Here is a 1108-nt window from a genome sequence, read left to right on the forward strand (position 1 = left end):
GCGGACTCCGGGCAGGAGCGGACGCCAGAGTTCAACGAGGCCGTGGCCACGCTGTTGCACTGCGTCAACGCACAGAAAGACCAATTTATTCTTCAGAATATCGCCAACCTGCTGTGGGCCATGGCGAAACTTACGGACTACGGGCAGGAGCGGACACCAGAGTTCAACGAGGCCGTGGCCGCGCTATTGCCCCGGGTGAGCGCACAGAAAGACCAATTTATTCCTCAGCAGATCGCCAACCTGCTGTGGGCCATGGCGAAACTGGTGGACAACGGGCAGGAGCAGACACCAGAGCTCAACGAGGTCGTGGCAGCGTTGTTGCCCTGCGTGAACACACAAAAAGACCAATTTATTCCTCAGCATATCGCCAACCTGCTGTGGAGCATGGCAAAACTGGTGAACAACGTGCAAGAGCAGATACCTGGTCTCAACGAGGCCGTGGCCGCGTTGTTGCCCCGGGTGTACGCACAGAAAGCTAACTTTAAACCACAGGAAATCGCCAACCTGCTTTGGGCCACCGCGAAACTCGGTGAGCTCGTTGAGCTGGACGTGGTTACCTCTATCTTCAAATCGCTTGTTCACAAAATCAGTGAAAACCCTCAGTCCTCTCAGCAAAATATATTTATGTCTCTCTGGGGCGTAATGGTATGCTGTGCCAGGTTGTCTCTGGTCTCCAAGGCCAATAAAAATAACGTGCTTGAAAAGCACCTGGATGACCTGCTTACTCGCCTGGAAAATACCCCCCCGGACAATGAAAAGGATCAACGCGTCATTGCCATGGCCGCCAGTTGGCTTGGCAGACCCTTTCCGATCGTCCCCCATTACCGGGCAACCCTTTCAGAACCTCAAACTTTCTTCCGTGATCAACTCCAATCACGCCTTCCCTCTTTGAAGATTGAAGAAGAAAAGAGTTTGAACTTATTACCTCCGGTTGACCTGTTTCTGCCAGAGCACAACATGGTGATTGAAATTCAGGGACCATTTCATTACGTGAATGGTGATTTCAAAACCAGGAATGGTTCGACTCTGCTGAAAATTGCACTGTTGCAAAAAGCAGGGTTTGAGGTCATTGAAATTCCGGTTAAACAGCGTTGGAACCGGGATTTAA

1 protein-coding gene is annotated in these 1108 nt (G+C 51.4%); it reads left to right on the forward strand.

Features of this window, described 5'->3' with window-relative positions; all coding sequences use genetic code 11:
- Positions 1-1108: RAP domain-containing protein (locus ACO6VE_RS24605; protein ID WP_422464150.1), on the forward strand; the 1108-nt coding region annotated here is incomplete at both ends.

The sequence above is a fragment of the Endozoicomonas sp. ALB115 genome (genome assembly GCF_049310245.1).
In the GTDB taxonomy this organism is placed as follows: Bacteria; Pseudomonadota; Gammaproteobacteria; order Pseudomonadales; family Endozoicomonadaceae; genus Endozoicomonas.